This is a genomic window from Pontixanthobacter sp. CEM42, assembly GCF_017812015.1.
Taxonomy (GTDB): Bacteria; Pseudomonadota; Alphaproteobacteria; order Sphingomonadales; family Sphingomonadaceae; genus Pontixanthobacter.
In genome coordinates, this window is sequence record NZ_JADQTN010000001.1 from 102501 (window position 1) to 124451 (window position 21951).

The following is a 21951-nucleotide window of genomic DNA, read 5'->3' on the forward strand; positions in this document are numbered from 1 at the left end:
TCGGGTAAGTTCCGACCTGCACGAATGGCGTAACGACTTCCCCACTGTCTCCAGGATATGCTCAGCGAAATTGAATTCTCCGTGAAGATGCGGAGTACCCGCGGTTAGACGGAAAGACCCCGTGCACCTTTACTGCAGCTTTAGAGTGGTATTAGGAAAGAACTGTGTAGAATAGGTGGGAGGCTTTGAAACTTGGGCGCCAGTCCAAGTGGAGCCAACCTGTGAAATACCACCCTGTTGTTTTCTGATATCTAACCTAGATCCGTTATCCGGATCAGGGACCCTCTATGGCGGGTAGTTTGACTGGGGCGGTCGCCTCCTAAAGAGTAACGGAGGCGCGCGATGGTATGCTCAGGACGGTTGGAAACCGTCTGCGAGAGTGCAATGGCATAAGCATGCCTGACTGCGAGACTGACGAGTCGAGCAGAGACGAAAGTCGGTCATAGTGATCCGGTGGTCCCTCGTGGAAGGGCCATCGCTCAACGGATAAAAGGTACGCCGGGGATAACAGGCTGATACTGCCCAAGAGCTCATATCGACGGCAGTGTTTGGCACCTCGATGTCGGCTCATCACATCCTGGGGCTGGAGCAGGTCCCAAGGGTTTGGCTGTTCGCCAATTAAAGTGGTACGTGAGCTGGGTTCAGAACGTCGCGAGACAGTTTGGTCCCTATCTGCCGTGGGCGTCGATACTTGAAAGGAGTTGCCCCTAGTACGAGAGGACCGGGGTGAACATACCTCTGGTGTACCAGTCATTCCGCCAGGAGTGCCGCTGGGTAGCTATGTATGGACGGGATAACCGCTGAAAGCATCTAAGCGGGAAGCCTCCCTTGAGATAAGGTATCTTCGAGTCGTAGTAGACCACTACGTTGATAGGCTGGGTGTGGAAGCGCGGTAACGCGTGTAGCTAACCAGTCCTAATAACTCTGATCATGCTTGATGAATCCCACCATCAACGACAGGCCTGAAAAGGAATGTTTGTTGGTGTCGGAAGACATCACAGCCAGATCATTGACGCCTAATATAAACGTATCGCATCGATTAACCCGCACACTCACTGGCTTTATTGCTTGGTGACCATAGCATTTGTGACCCACCCGATCCCATCTCGAACTCGGCCGTGAAACCAAATAGCGCCGATGGTACTAACGCTTAAGCGTTGGAAGAGTAGGTCGTTGCCAGGCATTATAGCTGGTGAGTATGCGCGGTAAAAAACCCATTCATTAGTCAAAGGGCTGACCCCACAAGGGCAGCCCTTTTGGCGTTTCTAACGCTATGAAACGGTGACGCGGGATGGAGCAGTCCGGTAGCTCGTCAGGCTCATAACCTGAAGGTCGTTGGTTCAAATCCAACTCCCGCAACCACCACCAAAACTCTGGCACTTATTAAAGACCCATATCGTTCAGCCTCACTGGTTCCAGGGGGGCTTTTGTTGTTTCTGGCGGCGGCGGGTTGAGCTCTGCAGGCGACGTCGTTTGGTGTCGAGCCGCGAGCCTCTTTGCGGCGATCAGTTTGTCTGCCAAAAGGTAGCGCTATGGCGTCACACACAACCTTTGCCGAAATTCCTCAACCGCCGACAAAGCCGCTTATTGGCAATGCGATGACCGTCGATGCAAAGCGCATGATCCAGTCATTGATGGAATTGGCCGAAGAACATGGCCCAATTTTCAAACTCGATATGATGGGCACGCCTTTGATTATGGTGTCGAGCGCGGAGCTGGTCGGCGAGGTATGCGACGAGAAGCGCTTCGACAAGACTGTGCGCGGGCCATTGAAGCGACTGCGTTTGATCGCTGGTGACGGGTTGTTTACTGGCGACACAGACAATCCCAATTGGGCGAAGGCACACAACATCCTGCTGCCATCTTTCAGCCAGAAGGCGATGGGTGGTTATCTGCCGATGATGACCGATATCGCCAATCAGTTGATGCTGAAGTGGGAGAGGGCAAATTCTGACGATGTGATCGATGTACCCAAGGACATGATCCGCCTGACTCTCGATACGATCGGCGTGTGCGGCTTCGGATATCGGTTCAATTCTTTCTACCGCGAAGATTTCCATCCCTTCATCGAGGGGCTCAATCGCACGCTAGGCACAACGCTGAACATGCGCGGTATCCCGGGTGAGAAGCTGTTCAAGGGCGACCAGATCAAGCAGCTTCACCGTGACGCGGCCTATATGAACAATCTGGTCGACGAGATTATTCGCGAGCGCCGCAGTCAGGGCGGCGATGGTCCGGAGGATCTGCTCGATTTTATGCTGAAGGGGCGTGACGCGGTCACCGGTGAACGGCTTTCGGATGAAAATATCCGCTATCAGATCAATACATTCCTGATTGCGGGGCATGAAACGACGTCTGGCCTGCTGTCCTTCACTATCTATTATCTGCTCAAGAACCGCGATGTCTTGAAGCGTGCCTATGCCGAGGTCGACGAAGTGCTGGGCCGTAATATCGACCGCGCACCCACATTGTCAGAGATTGGCAGACTACCCTATATTCGCGCCATTCTGTCCGAAGCGCTGCGGTTGTGGCCCACGGCGCCAGCGCTCGGGCTGGCTCCGTATGAAGACGAGGTTATCGGTGGGAAATACTCCATTCCCAAAGGTACATTTACGACTGTTCTGATCCCCTCACTCCACCGTGATACTGCGGTTTGGGGCGATAATCCGGAACAGTTTAACCCCGACCATTTTACACCCGAGGCAGAGGCAGCCCGCGATCCTGCGGCGTACAAGCCTTTCGGCAATGGCCAGCGTGCCTGTATCGGGCGGCAGTTTGCGATCCAGGAGTCTATTCTTGTTTTGGGTATGATCCTGCAGCGGTTCGATCTGTTTGATCACACTGATTATCAGCTCGACATCAAAGAAACGCTGTCCATCAAACCGGACGAATTCTTCATCAAGGCGCGGTTGCGCGAGGATGTCGAGCGGGGCGGTACCGCATCGGTCAAGGACACTGTCGCTGATTCCGGGACAGCGGCGCCGGTGCCTAGTCACGGTACGCCTCTGTTGGTGCTCTATGGATCGAACCTGGGATCGAGTGAGAGCTTTGCGCGCGAACTGGCGCAAAAGGCAGAATTTAGCGGCTTCGACGTTACGCTGGCGGAGCTGGACGATTTTGCAGGTAAGCTGCCAAGCCAAGGCGCTGTCGCCATAGCCTGCTCATCCTATAACGGGATGCCGCCGGACAATGCCGCTAAGTTCGTTGATTGGCTTGAGGAAACGACGCCAGAGCAAACTATGCTCGGTGGCGTGTCCTACCTGATGTTAGGATGTGGAAACAGCGATTGGGCCGCGACGTTCCAAGACGTGCCGCGCAAGATTGATGCGGCGCTGGAAGCGCTCGGCGCGGAACGGATTGTCGAGACGGAAGAACTCGATGCGCGCGGCGATGTCGATACACAGTTCCATGATTGGCTCGACGAACTGATGCCGCAACTGGGTGATGAATTCGGCCTTGATCTGCTCGGTGGTAGCGATGCGGCGGCAGAGCCGCTGTATTCTGTTGAAGTGACCGAAAGCATTACCGCCAACACTGTTGCCGGACGTTTGGGTGCGCGGGAGGTCGAGGTGCTCAGCAACACCGAGCTCAAAGATACCAGCCAAGGCGAGGGACGCTCCACACGGCATATCGAAGTCAAACTGCCAAAGGGGATGGCCTATCAACCCGGCGATCATCTCTGCGTAGTGCCGCTCAACGACGATGCAGTCGTCGAGCGGTTGTTGAAACGCTTCCGGCTTGATCGCGATACTTATGTGAGAATTGAGTCGCGCAGCGAAATGCGTGGGCCGTTCCCGAGCGGCAGCACTTTCTCGGTCTATAATCTGGCGCAAACTGCGGGTGAGCTACAGTCGGTTGCCACCCGCCGCGACATCGCGATGTTGGCGCGCTATTCCGAATGCCCGAATTCTCGCTCTGCGCTAGAGGCGTTGGCGCAACCAGCGGCAGACGATGGGACCGACGCCTACACCAGCGAAGTGCTCGAGAAGCGCAAATCCGTCCTCGACATTCTCGAAGATTATCCAGCCTGCGATTTACCGCTGGCGGTGTTCCTTGAGCTTATTCCGTTTTTGAGCCCGCGCTATTATTCGATCTCCTCCGCGCCGGCACATAAGCCCGGCACCTGTTCGATCACTGTTGGCGTTACCCGCGGACCGGCTTTGTCTGGCAAGGGCGAATTCAAGGGAACCTGCTCAACCTATCTTGCGGGCCTAGCACCGGGTGACCGTTTTCAAGCAGTTGTCAAAAAGCCGACATCGGATTTCCGCCTTCCCGATGATCCTTCCCAGCCCATTATTATGGTCGGCCCCGGCACCGGTATCGCGCCGTTTCGTGGCTTCTTGCAACAACGGGACCATCTGCAGAAAGAGGGCGCGAAACTGGGTGACGCGTTGCTATTCTTCGGCTGCCGGCATCCCGATTATGACTATCTCTATCGCGATGAGTTGGCGGATTTTGGAAAACGTAATGTGGCAGAAATTCACGCTGCGTTTTCACGCCATGATGGCTCGCGCAGCTATGTGCAGGATCTGATCAAGCGTGAAGCGGATCGTGTATGGGCGCTGATAAATGAGAGCGCGCGTATCTACATTTGTGGTGACGGTGCGCGAATGGAGCCCGATGTGCGCGATGCGTTGAAAGCGATCTATGCCGAAAAGGCCGGGGCATCGGAAGATGACGCGTCCCGTTGGATCGAGAGCATGATCGAGAAAGAGCGCTACGTGCTGGACGTGTGGGTGGGCTAGCTTGCCGCTTCCACTTTCTCACTGAGTTCCAGCCACTCGGCCTCTTTCTCTTCGATTTGCTTGCTTAGCAGCCCACGCCGGTGGGAGAGTTCGCTCATCGATAAATTGGCAACCGCTTCGCTGGCATCATCCGGTTCGAACATTGCTTGATCGATGATTTTGCATTGAGCTTCCAGCTTGGCGATGTCTTTCTCGCAAGCGGTGAGCTTGTTCTTCGCCTCGCGGGCCAGTGCGCGTTCTTTGGCGGCGGCTTTGCGGTCTTTCTTTGAGTCCTTGGACTTTCCAGAGCTTTTCGTTTCATCGCGCGGTTGATTTTTGCCGAGCACGAAGTCGATATAGTCCTCCATGCTGCCGTCATAATCGACTGCGCGGCCACCATCGACCAGCACAAGCCGATCAGCAGTCAGTTCGACCATATGGCGGTCATGACTGATCAGGATCACTGCGCCATCATAAGCATGCAGCGCCTGTACCAGCGCCTCACGCGCATCGACATCAAGGTGGTTGGTCGGCTCATCTAAAATCAGCAGATGCGGCGCATGCCGAGTGATGAGCGCCAGCGCCAGACGCGCGCGTTCGCCGCCAGACAGCTTGGTGACAAGCTGGGTCGCGCGATCACCGGAAAAGCCAAAACGCCCCAATTGCGCGCGGATTGCTCCGGGCTTTGCGTCTTTCATGACGCGGGTCATATGTTCCAGCGGGGTGGAATCGCTGGCCAGTTCCTCGACCTGATATTGGGTGAAGTACCCCACCTGCATTTTGCCCGAGACATTGATCTCGCCTTCCATCGGGGCGAGTTGCGCAGCCAGCAAACGTGCGAGCGTGGTTTTGCCGTTACCGTTGCGCCCGAGCAGAGCAATCCGTTCATCAGGATCAATCCGCAAGTTCAGGCGCTGGAGGATCGGCGTGTCCTCTTGATAACCGACCGCCGCCAGATCGAGAGTGATCAATGGCGGTTTGAGTTCATTTGGTTGCGGGAAATCAAAACTGAGCGACGGGTCTTCCATCAATGCGGCAATCGGCTGCATCTTCGCCAGCATCTTGGCGCGTGATTGTGCTTGCTTCGCCGTAGAGGCCCGAGCGCTGTTGCGGTTGACGTAGTCTTGCAAGCGCGCGCGCTGGGCATCTTGCGATGCCTTCGCCGCCTCTAGCTGTGCGGCACGTTCCGCGCGTTGGCGTTCAAAACTGTCATAGCCGCCGGGATACAGAGTTAGTTTACCGCCCTGCAGGTGGAGGATATTGTCGACCACATTGTTCAGAAGATCGCGTTCGTGACTGATCACCAGAACTGTCGCCGGATAGGCTTTGAGAAAGTTCTCCAGCCACAGCGTTGCTTCCAGATCAAGGTGGTTGGACGGCTCATCCAGCAGCAACACATCGGGCTGGGTGAATAGCAATGCGGCCAGCGCCACACGCATTTTCCACCCGCCGGAAAAGCTATCAATGTTCTGCGCTTGCATCGCTTCGTCAAAACCGAGGCCGATCAGGATGCGCGCGGCCCGCGATTCAGCGGTGTAGGCATCAATCGCCAGCAGCCGCTCATGCACATCGCCAAGCCTGTCCGGATCCTCGCATGTTTCGGATTCTGCGAGCAACTCCATCCGCTCAGTATCGGCTGCAAGGACACTTTCCAGAGGCGTCGCATCACCGCTTGGTGCTTCCTGCGCGATGTATCCCAAGCGAGTCCGGCGCGGCATATCAATGCTGCCTTCGTCGGGGTCGATATCGCCGATGATGGCTTTCATCAGCGTTGATTTGCCCGCACCATTACGGCCGATCAGACCCACCCGTCCGCCAGGCGGGATCGCCGCAGTCGCGCGGTCAATAATGGTCCGGCCACCAAGCCGCACAGTGATTCCGTTGATCCCGAGCATGGCGCGCCGCCTAACAGCCTCGCGCGCAAATCCCAACCGATGAGTTGAACGCATTTGCGAATTGCTGACACCGCCCTAAAAGGTGCGGCACATGGGTAACGGACGGGGCGGGGCGTAGGTGCGTTTCACGATCACATGACTGGACAGAGTTCCTTGCTTTTCACCTTGCTGACTTGTGTTGCAGTGATGGCGCTGGTCGCTTGGATCAGCTGGCTAAAAACGCGCGGCACAACCGAGACCAAAGATGGCTATTTCCTTGCGGGACGCGGGCTGGGTGCAGCGTTTATCGCTGGCTCGCTGTTGCTCACGAACCTGTCGGCCGAACAGCTAATTGGCCTGAATGGTTCGGCCTATGGACACAATCTGTCGAGCATGGCGTGGGAAGTGACAGCCGCGGTGGCGACCATCGCGATGGCGTTCCTGTTCCTGCCGCGATACCTTGCGGGCGCGTTCACCACATTGCCCGAGTTTCTCAACGACCGCTTCGATCCGGTGGTGCGCCGGATGTCGGTGGTGCTGTTTATGCTCGGTTACGGGCTGATTACCATTCCGTCGGTTCTCTATTCTGGTTCAATAGCGGTGATGGCGTTCTTCAACGTGCCTGATTTGACGGGGTTGGAGTACTTTCCGTCGCTAGCGCTGACGGTGGTCACAATTGGACTGATCGGCGCTGCTTATGCGGTTCTGGGCGGGCTGAAAGCCGTTGCCGTGTCTGACACTCTGAACGGAATTGGCCTGTTGTTTGTAGGCTTTCTCGTGCCGATCCTCGGCGTGATGATGCTTGGAAGCGGAGATTTCGCCGACGGTTTCAACCGTCTTGTGTCGGATCATCCAGAGAAACTGAACGCCATAGGTAGCGCGGACGACCCAACGCCTTTCGGAACGATCTTCACGGGCATGATCTTCGCCAATCTGTTTTACTGGTGCACCAACCAATATGTGATCCAGCGGACGCTGGGTGCGCGTTCGTTGGCGGAAGGGCAGAAGGGCGTTCTTGCATCGGGCTTCTTCAAGATCCTCGTGCCTTTCATGATGATGATTCCCGGCGTGATCGCGTTTCATCTGTATGGGCCGGGGCTGGGAACAATTGACGAGGCCTATCCGCGGCTGATCAATGATGTGCTGCCCGCCTATTTGACCGGCTTCTTCCTCGCGGTGTTGCTTGGCGCGGTATTCAGTTCCTTCAACTCGCTGCTTAACAGTGCTGCAACACTATTTACGCTCGATATTTACGCGCCAGCGCGCGGCGGCTCGATTTCAGATGGCCAATTGGTCAAGGTCGCCAAAATCACCAGCGTCATCATCGCGATCTTCTCCTTCGGCGTCGCGCCGATGCTGTATTTTGCAGAGGAGGGCTTGTGGCAAGTCGTCCGAGTGTTCACTGGCTTCTATAACATCCCGACCGTGGTCATCGTGATCATCGGCCTGTTCACAAGGCGGGTACCGGCGCTCGGCGCGAAGATCGTGATTGTGTTTCACGTCACAGCCTATGCGCTGTATCGTTTTGTGTTCAGCGAAGAGATCACGCTCCACTTCATCCATGTCTATGCGGTGCTATTTGTGATCGAGATCGGCATTATGCTGGTGACCGGCTATCTCAAGCCGCGCGAGCAAGCCTATGTCCCGCCAGTCCAGCAGAAGGTCGATATGGCACCGTGGCGCTTTGCCCGACCGATGGCGTTCACGCTGTTTTCCTGCGTCGTCGGATTGTATCTTCTGTTTTCGCCGCTTGGCCTTGCCAGCGGAACCGGTGCGAGTGCCATCCTCCCGGTTCTGTTTGGCTTGTTAGCGCTTGTAAATGTCGTGGCGTGGGTAGTGTCGGCGCGGGAAACGCGCGCTACTGGATAAGCCCCGCTATTGGATCAGTGACGCGAGGACTTTGCGCTTGCCTTCAAATGGCTTGCGGCCATGCATGACAGTGAAATTGTCAACCAGCACCACATCGCCGGCCTGCCATTGATGGTCATAGCTGAGCGCGTCGGACAGTTCGATTGCCGTGTCCATATCTATACCAGTGATCGGCGTACCATCACCGAAAGTCACAGATTTGGACGGATCGTTGCGACTGTCCGACCACCCGCGAAACGCCGCAATCAGCTGGTTGAAAAACGACTTCCGCCCGCCGCCCAGCGTGCGCACTGCGGGAAGCACAGGCGTAGTCGCGCGTAAGCTGTCATCCGCATCCCACGTCCAGCTATAGCCGAGTGCGCGCAGGCGTTCTTCCGCCAATGAGCGTTCCTCTACACCCAGCGTGCTGCGCCAACTGCGGCCCTGACCCGACCCAGCATCATCTGCACCCGGCATAACGTTGGTATATTTTACACCAAGCATCTCGAACGCGTTGACTAGACCGGGTTCGGCTTTGGCCAGCTCGGTCAGCAATATGTCAGACCGGCACAGGGGTGTTGCCCCGCCGGCATCAGGTGCAATCTCGCAATAAAAGAACAGCTTGCTCGGATAGATCGGCGTTTGTGCCATCTCGTGATGCAAGTGGATGCTTGTGGTCGGTGGTGCCTCGTTGGCGGTAAAGACCCGCTCTGTCAGATTGACGCGAACTGCGTTGGACAGCGACTCCTTGTACGGAAAATTCGGCTCGTCATAGGCCTCAATTGCAGCATCAAACTCGCTGACCGTCGGCACGTCGAACCCGCGAAAGAGAACCGCGCCGCTTGCCGCCAATTGCGTTTCCACGACCGGCTTGTGCGAAGCAAGATAGGCCGCAAGATCGCCATCACCTGCGACGATGTAGGGGAATCCATCCACCGGACTATCAGCCATTTCCGACTCCACCACTTTTGAAATCGAGCTGTACCGGCAGCCCGGTTGCTATCGATTGCTGGGCCGCTGCGCCCATCTGGACCGCGCGTAGGCCATCGATGGCGCTAACTTTGGGCTGAGTTTCGCCCGCTAACGCCGCATGAAAATCGCGCAATTGAAAATAGGTCGCGCCATGGTGATCGCCCGCAGCCAAAGCATCTGAAGGGGTCGCAACATCTTCGGTCACCACGCCGCTTTTGTCGCGGGGTGACCAAGTCACTGTTGCGGCAGGTATCGCGACATCCAGCCGGCCAATTGGGCCTAGCGCGTAAATCTCTTCCTGCTGCTCGGCACCTTCGGCAAACATACAAAGGTCTAGGACTGCGCGTGTGCCTTTGGCGAAATCAATCACGACATAGGCATTGTCGAGAATGTCGGGCACTTTGCCATCATAGCTTTCGTCCAGATGGTTCACATCCTGTCCGCCGCTGGCAAAAATACGTACGGGTTCATCCTGCAAAGTATGCCGCATCAGATCGAAGAAATGGCAGCATTTCTCCACCAAAGTTCCGCCGGTATTCCGATTAAAGCGGTTCCAGTCGCCGACCTTCGCCAGAAACGGAAAGCGGTGTTCGCGAATGTAAAGCATCTTTGCGGCCCCGGTTTCACCAGCCTGCACACGATCGATAAAGCGCGTGATCGGCGGCATATAGCGATATTCCATGCCGACCCAGAAGACATGCGGATAGTCGCCGGCCATCTGCTCCAGTTCCGCCGCGTCATCCGTGTCGGTGCAGAAGGGCTTTTCCAGCAGGATCGCGACATCATGCGCCATTGCGCGCCTTGCGACTTCGAAATGGGTGAAATTGGGTGAGGCAACGATAACCGCATCGGGCTTCATATCAGCAAACATCGCATCGGCGTTTTCAAACAGCTGGAATTCTTGCCCCAGCGTCTTGCCAAGTGCTTCCGCTTCTTCTCGCGAACCGAGATCAGGATCAACAATCGCAATCAGTTCAGCATCATCGACCAGCGCAATATTCTGCATATGCTCGCGGCCCATCATTCCGCAGCCGATGATCGCGTATGTTCGTTTTGTATCCACGCTGTCCCTATGTTGCTGGCAGGCCCCAAATACAAGCAGGGGATTACAAGGCCGGGTTTGGGCATGAGTGCTTGTCGCGTATCCGGCCATGCCTATAGTCGCGCGATGGACGAGGGACAGACATCAACTGCACCACCGGTTTCAGACGAGTGGCGCATCGCGATTGATCGCGGCGGCACCTTCACCGATGTCGTGGCCACTACACCTGATGGTCGGATCGTCACCGATAAACTGCTGTCTGAAAATCCCGAACACTATGACGACGCAGCAAGCGAGGCAGTCACCCGCCTGATGGCGCAGCATGGTGCGGGAGCCATTCGCGAAGTCCGCATCGGAACTACAGTCGCGACTAACGCTTTGCTTGAACGCAAAGGCGAACGCGTTGCACTGGCAATTACGGCAGGGTTCGGCGATGCCCTGAGGATAGGCACACAGGCGCGGCCGGAGATTTTCGCGCGGCATATCGTTCTGCCATCACAATTGGCGCTTGATGTTGTCGAGATCGACGAGCGCGTCGGCGTGGATGGTGAAGTGCTGACAGCTTTGGATGAAGATGCGGCTCGCACAGCGCTGGCCGATATCCGCGTGCAAGGCATCTCGGCATTGGCAATCGTGTTGATGCATGGCTGGAAATATCAGGCGCACGAAGCGCGGCTGGCGGAAATTGCGCGGAAATTGGGCTTCGCTCAGATTAGCGTCAGTCACGAGGTCTCCCCATTGATCAAGCTGGTTCCGCGCGGCGATACGACGGTGGTCGACGCGTATCTGTCGCCAGTTCTGGGGCGCTACGTCGACCAGGTGGCGGAACGGTTGCCCGGAACTAAGCAGCTGCGGTTTATGCAGTCCAATGGCGGTTTGGCTGAGGCGCGCGCGTTTCGTGGCAAGGATGCAATTCTGTCCGGACCTGCTGGCGGGGTTGTCGGCATGGTCGCGGCGTCGGAGCCGCTCGGTCACACTCGTTTGATTGGTTTCGATATGGGTGGCACCTCGACCGATGTCGCGCATTATGCGGGCGAGTATGAGTTGACGGGCGACAGCGTCGTGGCTGGTGTCCGCGTTGCTGCGCCGATGATGCAGATAAATACCGTCGCTGCAGGCGGCGGTTCAATTTGCCGCTTTGATGGCACGCGGTTCCGGGTTGGACCTGAGAGTGCCGGGGCCAACCCGGGACCAGCTTGCTACCGCAAAGGTGGCCCGTTGACGGTGACCGATTGCAATCTGTTCCTCGAGCGGATTGATCCGGCATTATTCCCGTCAGTCTTTGGGGCCAATGGCGACGAGCCGCTCGATCCGGCCGCGTCTTGCATGCGGTTGGAAGAAGTCGCCGAATCTTTGCCCCGATCTATGCCGCTGAAGGATATTGCTGAAGGCTTCCTAGCGATTGCGGTCGATAATATGGCCAATGCAATCCGCAAGATCAGCGTGGCGCGGGGCTATGATGTGACCCGCTATGCGCTGGCGTGTTTTGGAGGCGCAGGCGGGCAGCATGCCTGTAAAGTTGCTGACGAATTGGGCATTGAAACGGTGCTGGTGCACCCGCTGGCCGGAATGCTGTCTGCCTACGGGATTGGTCTCGCGCCGGTCAAAGCGATACGTGAGACGAGTATTGTCAGACCGCTGGGTGAAGCGATTGATGCGGAGTTGAGCCAGCTTGAAGGTGCAGTGCTTGATGTGATGCGGGCGCAAGGTTTGAGCAATGCTCAAGTTACGCTCACTCGCCGCGCAAAGCTTCGCTTCGCTGGCAGCGACAGCACGCTGACGCTCGATCTCGCCGATACTGAGGCAATGGCTACTGCCTTCCAAAGCGAACATCGCCGCCGTTTTGGATATTCCGAAGCCGAGGGACAGATCATAGTTGAGGGGTTGAGTGTCGAGGCCAGCGGAGCAGCGGGCGGATTGGCCGACGCTGCCTATCAGCCCGAAGCAGCGCATTTAGCATCTGAAGGCGCTTGGCCCGCGTCCGACCGTAACCAGTTGGTTCAGGGCGAACCCGTCCAAGGACCGGCATTGGTTATTGATCCTGGCTCAACCATTGTTGTCGAACCCGGCTGGCAGGCTTCACTCCAGAACGATTTCAGCCTCGTGCTGACGCGCCACACCGCGCTCGAACGCCAGCGCGCTGACGGGACCGATGTTGACCCTGTGCGACTGGAGATATTCAACAATCTGTTCATGGCGATTGCCGAGGAAATGGGCGTTGTCCTGCAATCCACCGCGACCTCGGTGAACATTAAGGAACGGCTCGATTTCTCTTGCGCATTGTTTGATGCGGAAGGATCGTTGATCGCCAACGCGCCGCATATTCCGGTACATTTGGGATCAATGGCCGACTCGATCCGGCGGATTTTGGAGGCGCGCGGAGCTGGCGTAGATGGAGCGCCACAGGATGGACGCGGTATTTTGCGTGGAGATGCGTACGTCCTCAACGATCCCTATCGCGGCGGCACACATCTGCCTGATGTGACGATAATCGTTCCGGTGTTCTATTCCGATGCTAGCACCGCACCCGATGCCTTCGTAGCGGCGCGCGGCCACCATTCGGACATTGGCGGGATCGCACCCGGCTCGATGCCGCCCGAGAGCAAGACTATCGGCGAAGAAGGCGTGCTGCTCGACAATTTGCTTTTGGTTGATGAGGGCAGGTTCTGCGAGGCGGAGATCCGCGCGGCACTGGCATCGGGCGATTGGCCTGCGCGTAATCCCGACCGCAACATTTCCGATCTACGCGCGCAGATCGCTGCCTGCACCCGCGGTGCAGAATTGCTTGCTGGCGCGGCAAAGGATCAAGGTGCGGATGTGCTTGCAGCCTATATGCGCCACGTTCTCGCCAATGCGGAAGAGTCCGTGCGACGCTTGCTCGACCGGCTGGAAAATGGTGCGTTCACCTATCCGATGGACAATGGAGCGCAGATACAGGTCGCGATCCGTATCAATCGTGAAGACCGATCCGCCGTTTTTGATTTCACCGGCACCAGCGCGCAGCAGGACAACAATTTCAACGCGCCGCGCTCGATCACGCGTGCTGCTGCGTTGTATGTGGTGCGCACGCTGATCGACGATGTTATCCCGATGAATGACGGGTGCCTGCGCCCGATTGAACTGGTGGTGCCAGAGGGATCGATGCTCAATCCGACCTTTCCGGCGGCGGTTGTCGCGGGGAATGTCGAGACGAGTCAAGTCGTCACCGATGCCCTGTTTGCGGCTACGGGTAAGCTCGCGCCGTCCCAAGGCACGATGAACAATTTCACATTCGGCAATGCACAGCACCAATATTACGAGACGATTGCAGGTGGGTCTGGCGCGGGACCGGACCATCACGGGACCAGCGCCGTGCAAACGCATATGACGAATAGCCGCCTGACCGATCCCGAAATACTGGAAACGCGATTGCCGGTGCGGCTGGACCGCTTTGCTATCCGTCAAGGATCGAGCGGGAAGGGCGCGCATCATGGCGGAGACGGCGTTGAGCGGCGTGTGACATTCCTTGAGCCGATGCGCGCCAATATGCTCGCCAATCGCCGCGAAATTGCGCCGCGGGGTATCATGGGCGGCAGTGATGCGCTTGCTGGCTTGAACTGGGTCGAGCGTGCAGACGGTTCACGCGAAGACCTGTCTGCGACCGCTTCGGTTGAAATGCAGCCTGGCGATGCATTTGTAATTCACACGCCCGGAGGGGGCGGTTTCGGAAACGAAAACGGGGAAATTGAATGACCAATTATTGGCCGCTGGCCGGCATATTGATCGTGGTGGTGGGGTTTGCGCTCCGCTTCAATCCACTGCTTGTGGTGGTAGTCGCCGCGATTGCGACAGGACTGCTTGGCGGACTGGATTTCGTTGCGGTGATTGAGTCGCTGGGCAAGGCGTTCAATGACAATCGCTATATTAGCGTCACGTGGATCATCCTGCCCGTGATCGGCTTGCTGGAGCGATACGGACTGCAACAACGCGCGCGCGGATTGATCGAGAGTATGCACGGTGCAACGATGGGCAAGCTGCTCGTCGTTTATCTCGGCTTCCGTCAGATCACCGCTGCTATCGGGATGAAAGATATTGGCGGGCATCCGCAGGCTGTTCGTCCGCTAGTTTCCCCCATGGCCGAGGCTGCTGCCGAGAAATCGCATGGCGACTTGCCCGATGAGGAACGCGAGAAAGTGAAAGCCATGTCGGCCGCGACCGACAATGTCGGGCTGTTCTTTGGCGAGGATATTTTCTTCGCAATCGCCTCCATCCTGCTGATTCAGGGCGTGTTTGAAAGTGCGGGATATCCGCTGACACCGTTGCAATTGTCGGTCTGGGCGATCCCGACAGCAATCTGCGCGTTCTTCATACATGGCGGCCGCATCCTCGCCTTTGACCGGAGGCTGGGGCAATTGTCCGCCGCCCCGAAAGAGGAGGCAGGCCAATGATTACGTACGAATGGCTCTATATCCTCGCTGGCCTATTCTTCCTTGCATGGTCGCTGCTGAGCGTCCTCGACACATCGAATTCAAAGCGTTGGGGCAATGCTGCATTCTGGGGGCTGCTGGCCGCAAGCTTCTTGTTTGGCAGCCACCTAAGCGACTTCGGCAATGGCGTGTTGGTCCTCGCCATGGTTGGAATTGCCGGAATAGGTGGGTTGGGGCGAAGCAACCCCGAAACGACATCGCTGGAAGAGCGCTTCAACTTCTCGCAATTGTTCGGCAACAAACTGTTTGTGCCCGCGCTGATCGTCCCGATTACGGCAGTCGCAGGAACGCTGCTGTATAATTACACACCGTTTGGTGAAACCGGCCTGTTCGAGGAACGGCGCGAGACGTTGATCCTGTTCGGCATCGGCGTGTTGTTTGCGCTTGTCGCGGCGATGATATGGCTCAAGCCACCCGCTCTCGCAGCGGCAGAGGAAGGCCGCAGGTTGCTCGACTCGATTGGTTGGGCGGCAATTTTGCCACAGATGCTTGCTGCACTTGGGGCGGTCTTTGCATTGGCTGGTGTCGGCGATATTATCGGCGGTATTGCGGGCTCGATTATCCCGGAAGGCAGCGTTCTGCTGACGGTCATCATCTTCGCGCTCGGTATGGCGCTGTTCACAATGATTATGGGCAACGCTTTTGCGGCGTTCCCGGTTATGGCAGCGGCAATCGGCATTCCGCTGCTGGTCGAGGATTATGGCGGCAATCCTGCAGTAATCGGTGCGGTCGGGATGCTTGCCGGTTTCTGCGGGACATTGATGACGCCGATGGCGGCGAACTTTAACATCGTGCCCGCTGCACTGCTTGAATTGAAAGACCAGAACGGCGTGATCCGCCAACAAATCGGAACGGCGATTCCACTATGGGTCTGCAACGTCGTGATCATCTATGTCGGGGCGTTTCTGCTATGGAACTGACGGAAGATATCGCGCGTAATTTCGCACGGATTGCACTGGGCCATGTGGCGCAGGAATACCCTCATAAGCTCGACCATGTAATGAGCGGTGATGAGGATGTGCTTCCTCCACGTGTCCTGCACCCGGCGTTCTTCGGCAGCTTTGATTGGCATAGCTGCGTGCATGGCTGGTGGACGTTGCTAACTCTGCGGAGGCTCTATCCCGATATGCCCGAAGCGGCACAGATTGCGGAGCTGGCCGAGGGCACGTTGAATGAAGAGAAGCTGGCCGCTGAACTTGCCTATCTGGACCGACCGGGTTCGGCTGGGTTCGAGCGTCCCTATGGCTGGGGGTGGCTGCTATACCTGCACTTGGAAGCGGTCCGACACGGCGATCAGCAATGGGGCGTACGGTTGGAACCACTGGCCCGCGCTTTTGCCGAGCGCTTCGAACGTTACCTCCGCATTTTGACGTATCCGATCCGCGTAGGGACCCATTTCAATTCATCCTTTGCGCTTACGCTCGCGGTCGAATGGGCGGACAAGTTTGATCCACCGCTGGCGAATACGATCCGTGAAACAGCGCAGCGTTGGTTTGCCGAAGATAGAGGCTGTCAGGCGTGGGAGCCGGGTGGGGATGAATTTCTGTCCTCGGCGTTGAGCGAGGCGCTGCTGATGAAGCGGTCGCTGGAACCTAACGCTTTCTCAACATGGTTCGCAAACTTTCTGCCGGAGATGTCAGACGGCCAGCCCGCAACCCTATTCACGCCAGCAACCGTCAGCGACCGCAGTGACGGCAAAGTCGCGCATCTTGATGGCCTCAACTTCAGTCGTGCATGGGCGTGGCGCGAAATCGGGCAGGCTGTGCCAAAACATCGCGACTTAACCGAACAAACCGCGCAGGCACATCTAAATGCCGCAATGGCGCATGTTAGCGGCGACTATATGGGCGAGCATTGGCTGGCGAGTTTTGCGCTATTGGCTCTGCTCGTCGCCAAGTGACGAGCTAACTCACTCCCACCAATACGGCAGGCGTTTTGAGTCGCCGGTCTCGACTTCGTTCATCGTTTTCGCGTCATAGAGCCTGCCGCCGAGCATCACTTGCTCGATATCGTCGCTGTTCTGGATATCGGCAGTTGGATCCGCGGACAGCACGATCAGATCGGCCAGCTTGCCTTCTTCGATGCTGCCAATGTCTTTCTCCATGCCGAGCGATTCTGCGGGGACGATAGTGCCAGCGCGCAAGGCCTCGGTCGGACTCATGCCGCCGCGGACAAAGCTCCACATTTCCCAATGTGCGGCGATACCGGCTTGTTGGCCGTGAGCACCGATAGAGACTTTCACGCCAGCATCGGCGAGCTTCTTCGCTTCGCGCGCATTGTCATCATCAACGAAAGCCCATTCAGGGGCCTTGGTGCGGCGCGCATTGTCGGCGAGCAAGCGCTTGGGCGGCGTGTGAACCAAAAGTGGATTCTTCCACACGTCTTGGGCCTGACGCCAATATGGATCGCCGCCCAAGCCGCCATAGGTAACGGTTATGGTTGGCGTGTAATTGGTCTGGCTCTGCCTAAAGAACTGCACAACATCATCGTAGAAGACATCAAGCGGAACGTTGTGCTCAAGCGTCGAGTTGCCATCCGCGATGAGGTTCATGTCCATACCGAATAGCGAACCGCCTTCAGCGACAACCAGCATATTCTCTGCCGCACCGGCCATTGCGACTTGCTGGCGTTGCTCGCGGCGGGGCTGGTTGTAATTCTTGACCGAGATACCGCCCTGCGCCTTGATCCGTCTGACGTGAGCCAGCGCATCGTCATAGTCGTTGATTTCCGCATACACGCTTGGTGCTTTTGCGCCGTAGATAATCTCTCCGGTCGAAAAGATTCGCGGAGCGAGCAAAGTGCCGGCCCGTTGCCGTTCAGCTGCGGCAAAAATCTGGCTGGCTGATGATGATGGATCGTGGATTGTCGTTGTGCCCATCGCCAGATTTTGAACCAGCGTCCAGTTCTGCTGTGGCACCAGATCGCCGGTGCCTTGCGCGCCGTGCGCGTGCGCATCAACCAGGCCGGGCATGATGATCTTGCCAGTCATGTCGATCTGTTTCGCGCCCGCAGGAATGGCAACATCGCCTGATGCACCAACCGAAGTTATCCGGTTGCCCTCGATTATGACGGTACCGTTTTCGATCCGGCCCGCGCCATCGCCGGTCATCGTCAACACGGTTGCGCCGGTCAGAACAACAGTCCCGTTCGGTTTTGCTGCGCGTTGCGTTGTCGCCAGCGACACGCCTTTGCTCGGAGGCGTGAATTTGTCATCGGCTGAGTTCGGGAACAGCTCGTTGATCGATGCGGAATAGAGCGTAGGTCCTATGCTCCAATTGAGCTGCGATCCGCCATTCGACCAACCTATATAGTCAGCACCACCCTTGCTGGCGCGCGTCACAGGAAGCGAATTCGCGCCCGAGCCGACCGAAACCATTTGTCCGCCGGGCATTAGCGGCATCGCGAAAGCTTCATAATTCTGGCGGAAGGCGAGGAATTTGCCATCGGGCGAAACGGTGAAGTCGTTGACCAACTGGCCCTTCGCATGAACGCGTTCGGATTCGCCGGAAAGGTCGGTCGAGACAAGCTGCAACCCGCCTCCTCCACCGCTCATCATAAATAGGCGATCAGGGGCTGCGCCGAATTGGGGAGCGCTCTTTCCGCGGGCGACCATCATTGGAGTTCCGCCGCCATTGGCCGCGATCCGGTAGACACCCGTATTTTCCGAATAATCGGGCGAAGTCAGATAGCCGCCGCCGCGTTTTTCATAGACCATAGTGCTGCCATCAGGTGAGAAGCGCGGATTGCCGTAGTGGCCGGGCTCGCTGGTGACAGCGGTCTCCGTGCCAGCGGCGGTGTCGATGCTGACAATTGCTCCAAGGCCTTGGTCGGTCCAACGGACGAATGCGACTTTGCTGCCATCGCGGGACCAGCTTGGGAATGCTTCGATAGCGCCGCTGCCATCGCCCGTCAGACGGCGAGGCGCGCCACCGCTAGTCGATTTGATATGCAGCTTGCCCAGCGTTTCAAACACAACCTGGCTGCCATCGGGCGAAACGCTTGCGAATTTGGGAATGCTGGTGGTGAATGTGTCGGGCGCAACCTCGATTTCCGGATGCGGCGCATCGGCGACACCGCGTGTGTCGGAAATAGTGAAGGGGATCACTGCCGCACCGGAACCGTCTGCATTAACCCGGCGAATTTTGCCGCCAGCCCAGAAAACAATGGACTGCGAGTCCGGCGTCCAATCGATATTCGGATAAACGCCAGTGACCGCCCAGGTTTCCTGCACGTCCTTATCCAGATCATTGTAGATCTTAGTTTCGACGCCTGAGGCAATGTCCTTTACGAACAACCGCGACTTGTCTTCCTCACGGCGAACGAAAGCAATCTTAGTACCATCTGGCGACGGGGCAGGGCGCACAGCGCCGCCATAGCCGTCAACCGCTGTGGTGATTTCACCGGTTTCAAGATCATATTTCTCGATCGCGAAGATGCCTGCGTTGGAATCCTGCGCGTAAATGAAAGTCCCGCCCGGTGTGGTGTTGCGTGTGTAATAGATCGATTTGCCATCGGGCGCGTAGGTCGGTTCGCCCAATTCCTTCTGGTGGCTTTCATTGGGGCGCTCGACCAGTTTGACGCCGCCGCCGCCCGTCACATGATATAGCCATACTTCACCGGTGCCGAGCGAACGGCCGGTTGTGAAGTGCTTCTTCCCCGCGATGAAACGCCCGTCAGGGCTCCATGTCGGCTGATGCATCAGGCGGAAGCTTTCTTTGGTGATCTGCCGCATGTTCTTACCATCTGCGTCCATCACCCAGATATTGTCGCCGCCGCCGCGATCCGATGTGAAGGCAATTTGTGACCCATCGGGGGACCAGCGAGGCTGCACTTCCCATGCAAGGCCTTCCGCGATGCGGGTTGGTTCGCCGCCGCTGATTGGCATGGTGTAAATATCGCCGAGCAAGGCAAAGGCGATGCGCTGACCATCAGGGCTGACATCGACATCGATCCAGCTGCCTTCATCGACATTGATATCGACTTGTTTGATCTTGGCGCCGGCAGGGGCGTTGACGTCCCACTTCTCGTCAGCGTCTTTGTCTTTCGCCTGGAGCGAGGTTGCGAAAAGCAAGCTGGCAAATACCGAGGTCAAGCCTGTGATGGATGCATGTTTCATGAATTCAGTCCCCTAAACTAATGTCGGGGTTCTAGGACGCAGGATGGGCGGCGTCCATGGCCCAGGCCTACGCCCGTCTGGTCTATTCAGCGGCTTGCAGATCATCCCAGCTAAGATCGAAGCGCATCAGATATTTGCGTAGCCGGTCGGCATCGTTGGAGCTCTTCTTCGTTACGCGCGATGCGGCAAAGAGCGTGCGGCCCGCTTCGGACAGGGAGCGGCTACGGTGGCAGACGCGGATGACCTCAGTCAGTTGCACACGATCAAAAGGGTCGAGCGTTGCTACAGCGTCTACGCCGAGAAACTGTTCGAGCGTATCTGTGCCATTATCTGCGCCGTTGCCTGACCACAGCATTTCCAGCCGTGCGATTTCTGACCGTACGTCGCCCGCATCGATCCGGCCCGCTATGCTGAGCGTCGCCATGCGTGTGATACTCGCGGCGAGATCGCGAAAGTTGCCTGACCAGCGAGCGGCAGGGCTGGTTGCGAAGGAGAGGTAGGTCTTGCGCGCCTCGGCGTTGAACGTCGCGCGTTGGCCCTCACGTTCGGCATAGCGTTCCAGTTCATATTCCAGATTGGGTGCGATATCTTCTTTGCGGTCTGCAAGTCCGGGCAGAGCGAACGTCCACAGGTTGAGCCGCGCGAACAAATCCTCGCGGAATGTCCCTTGCGCGACCGCGTCCATCAAAATGCGGTTCGTCCCCGCCATCAATTGGAAGTCGCTCTGCACTTCCTTGTCCGACCCGACAGGGAAGAACTTGCCGTCTTCGATAGCGCGCAGGATCATCGCCTGCTCGTCGAGTCCCAGCTCGCCAATCTCATCGAGAAACAGCACGCCTTTGTCCGCGCTACGGAGCAATCCGGCCCGATCCTGCACCGCGCCGGTAAATGCTCCCTTCTTATGACCGAACAGCGCGGACATTGCGCCGTCGCCTTTGAGTGTGGCGCAGTTGACCGCAACATAGTCACCCTCGACCTGATGACGCATCTTTTTCAGTTCAAAGATACGCCGTGCCAGTTGGCTTTTGCCCGCACCTGTTGGGCCCATCAGCAGCAAAGGAGCGCGGCTTCGAACTGCGACGCGCTCTATCTCGTCTATCATTGTGTTGAAGGCGGCGTTGCGCGTCTCGATCCCGCTTTTGAGGAACGATGTGCTTTCCTGCGTATCAGCAGCGAAGCGCGTCGCGATGCTGTCATAGCGAGACAAATCCAGATCAATCGCGGCCCATGTGCCAATCGGTTGCGGCTGCCCTCGCTGCGGCTGGGTTTGCAGCAGCTTGCCCGGCAGGTAGCGCGCTTCGGTCAGCAGGAAGAGGCAAATCTGGGCGACGTGGGTGCCCGTTGTGATATGGATTAGGTAATCTTCTTGGCCCGGTTCAAACTCGAAATCGCGCGAGAAGTCGAGCAGCTTTCCGTAAACCTCCTCAAAATCCCAAGCGTCGTCAAAGTTCAGTACATGCTGGATCACTTCGGTCTCCGGCGAAACATCAGCGATATCCTTCGCGACAAAGTCCGCAAGCCGCTGGTGATAGGTGCCGTGCAGCATGATGAAGCGGTCGACCTTGAGATCGTCTTGCATGCAAATGCTGACCGAGGGACGCCACTTGTTCCAGCGCGATGGTCCGAATTTTGCGGCGTCTAGCGTGGAGCCGAGAAAGCTAATTACCGTCGTCATATGTATCCCATAGTATAAAATAGGATACCAAGCGATATATAAATTTCACACGGTGAGATTGGCGATTTTCGGGCGTTAACAAAAATAACACCTAGAAACAGTAAGTTAGAAGATTTTTGCACCTTGATCGGAAAATTGGCACGCCCTCTGCATTACCTGTCCTGTCAGATTGTCGAACATCTGACATCAGCGCGGACCGGGGTGGCTAGAATGGGCTAGCCACCCCAAAGGAAC

11 protein-coding genes, 1 tRNA gene and 2 rRNA genes (1 of these 14 cut by a window edge) are annotated in these 21951 nt (G+C 57.2%); 9 read left to right on the top strand and 5 right to left on the bottom strand.

Annotated elements, in window-relative coordinates; all coding sequences use genetic code 11:
- From J9777_RS00455 to J9777_RS00470, 4 genes are all read left to right on the top strand, one after another.
- Positions 1–939, top strand: a 23S ribosomal RNA gene (locus J9777_RS00455); it begins 1852 nt to the left of the window's first position.
- 128 nt (positions 940–1067) lie between these two features.
- A 5S ribosomal RNA gene (gene rrf, locus J9777_RS00460) occupies positions 1068–1182 on the top strand.
- Between the two features lie 103 nt (positions 1183–1285).
- Positions 1286–1362: transfer RNA gene (locus J9777_RS00465), tRNA-Met, on the top strand.
- Positions 1363–1532: 170 nt separating this feature from the next.
- Positions 1533–4745, top strand: a complete 3213-nt coding sequence (locus J9777_RS00470; protein ID WP_209346852.1) for a cytochrome P450 — start codon at positions 1533–1535, stop codon at positions 4743–4745.
- Here J9777_RS00470 and J9777_RS00475 read toward each other — a convergent pair.
- Positions 4742–6619, bottom strand: a complete 1878-nt coding sequence (locus J9777_RS00475; RefSeq protein WP_209346853.1) for an ABC-F family ATP-binding cassette domain-containing protein — start codon at positions 6617–6619, stop codon at positions 4742–4744. The two genes, J9777_RS00470 and J9777_RS00475, sit on opposite strands and share 4 nt — an antisense overlap.
- A 135-nt stretch (positions 6620–6754) precedes the next feature.
- On the opposite strand from J9777_RS00475, the gene J9777_RS00480 reads away from it, so the two are divergent.
- The gene (locus J9777_RS00480; protein WP_209346854.1) at positions 6755–8467 is read left to right on the top strand and encodes a solute:sodium symporter family transporter; all 1713 of its coding nucleotides are present in this window, start codon (positions 6755–6757) and stop codon (positions 8465–8467) included.
- Positions 8468–8473: 6 nt separating this feature from the next.
- Here J9777_RS00480 and J9777_RS00485 read toward each other — a convergent pair whose 3' ends face one another.
- Together J9777_RS00485 and J9777_RS00490 are read right to left on the bottom strand one after the other, a co-directional pair.
- Positions 8474–9397: a TauD/TfdA family dioxygenase gene (locus J9777_RS00485; protein WP_209346855.1), complete on the bottom strand. Its 924-nt coding sequence runs from the start codon at positions 9395–9397 to the stop codon at positions 8474–8476.
- Positions 9390–10481, bottom strand: a complete 1092-nt coding sequence (locus J9777_RS00490) for a Gfo/Idh/MocA family oxidoreductase (RefSeq protein ID WP_348631897.1) — start codon at positions 10479–10481, stop codon at positions 9390–9392. Before J9777_RS00490 ends, J9777_RS00485 begins: the two co-directional genes overlap by 8 nt.
- 105 nt (positions 10482–10586) lie before the next feature.
- Between J9777_RS00490 and J9777_RS00495 the strand changes: the two genes are divergently transcribed.
- From J9777_RS00495 to J9777_RS00510, 4 genes are read left to right on the top strand one after another with little or no spacing between them, the layout of a single operon-like run.
- Positions 10587–14192, top strand: a complete 3606-nt coding sequence (locus tag J9777_RS00495) for a hydantoinase B/oxoprolinase family protein (RefSeq protein ID WP_209348535.1) — start codon at positions 10587–10589, stop codon at positions 14190–14192.
- Positions 14189–14887, top strand: a complete 699-nt coding sequence (locus J9777_RS00500) for a DUF969 domain-containing protein (protein ID WP_209346857.1) — start codon at positions 14189–14191, stop codon at positions 14885–14887. Before J9777_RS00495 ends, J9777_RS00500 begins: the two co-directional genes overlap by 4 nt.
- Positions 14884–15846: a DUF979 domain-containing protein gene (locus J9777_RS00505; RefSeq protein ID WP_209346858.1), complete on the top strand. Its 963-nt coding sequence runs from the start codon at positions 14884–14886 to the stop codon at positions 15844–15846. Before J9777_RS00500 ends, J9777_RS00505 begins: the two co-directional genes overlap by 4 nt.
- Complete coding sequence (locus J9777_RS00510; protein WP_209346859.1) at positions 15837–16826, top strand: DUF2891 domain-containing protein; 990 nt, start codon at positions 15837–15839, stop codon at positions 16824–16826. Before J9777_RS00505 ends, J9777_RS00510 begins: the two co-directional genes overlap by 10 nt.
- A 9-nt stretch (positions 16827–16835) precedes the next feature.
- On the opposite strand, the gene J9777_RS00515 is transcribed toward J9777_RS00510, so the two are convergent.
- On the bottom strand, positions 16836–20042 hold the full coding sequence (locus J9777_RS00515; protein WP_209346860.1) for an amidohydrolase family protein: 3207 nt from the start codon (positions 20040–20042) through the stop codon (positions 16836–16838).
- 82 nt (positions 20043–20124) lie between these two features.
- Positions 20125–21717 carry an RNA repair transcriptional activator RtcR gene (gene rtcR, locus J9777_RS00520; RefSeq protein ID WP_209346861.1) on the bottom strand — a complete coding sequence of 531 codons (1593 nt, stop codon included), beginning with the start codon at positions 21715–21717 and terminating at the stop codon, positions 20125–20127.
- Positions 21718–21951: the final 234 nt, after the last annotated feature.